This is a genomic window from Mycobacterium sp. (assembly GCF_008709575.1).
In the GTDB taxonomy this organism is placed as follows: domain Bacteria; phylum Actinomycetota; class Actinomycetes; order Mycobacteriales; family Mycobacteriaceae; genus Mycobacterium.
On sequence record NZ_VYIK01000356.1, the window covers coordinates 1 to 692 of the forward strand.

Annotated in this window: 1 protein-coding gene; it reads right to left on the reverse strand. The window is 64.5% G+C overall.

The features are described from left to right. A partial coding sequence (locus tag F6Q13_RS18930; RefSeq protein WP_293059789.1) for a hypothetical protein occupies positions 1-339 on the reverse strand: 339 nt, incomplete at its 3' end. Positions 340-692: the final 353 nt, after the last annotated feature.

The window sequence follows — 692 nt, forward strand, 5'->3', positions numbered from 1 at the left end:
CTCCGCCCAGCCCCACGCCGCCATAAGCGGATGACTGTCGGTGAGCTGGTCGAGCGGCGTAATCACGGCATCGCCCGGCGGCGCGCCGGCGGCTACCTGCAGGATGAGGGCGCCTTCGTCTATGCCCTGGAACCAATAAAGACCCTCGGGCAGCTCGACTTCGGGTCGCCAATGTGACCGGCATTCCGCGACGCGACTTACAGGATCGCGGACAGGTCCATCGAGCACTAGCGCCCGCATGAAGTGACCGTGATCCAGGGCAACGTCTATTCGCTCAAAGTCCGGATGATAGCCAAAAGACGGCACCGTATCGCTGACCGATGAAGCCGACGACGTCATCGATGGTTGCTCCTTTGCCGTCCGTACAACGCCCCAGCAGGGGGCAAACTGTCAGGTCGACACTCCGATCGCGCCTCAGTTTACGGAGAAACGGCACGTCGCGAGGTATTTTTGCGTCCGTTATGCCAGGGAGGGTAGCCACTATGACTGGAGCGCGGCCCACAGCGAGCCCCCGCGATTGACCTCGGGCGAGCCCGCGCAGCTCGGAATCGAGGCGCCCGATGCGATGGGCTTCGCTCAGCCGGGTGACCTACCCAGCCAGTGGCCGACGCGCACGCGGCCCGGTGTCCAGCCGCGGCCGGCTTTATTTTATCCTGGTGGAGCTGCCGGGAATCGAACCCGGGTCCTACGGC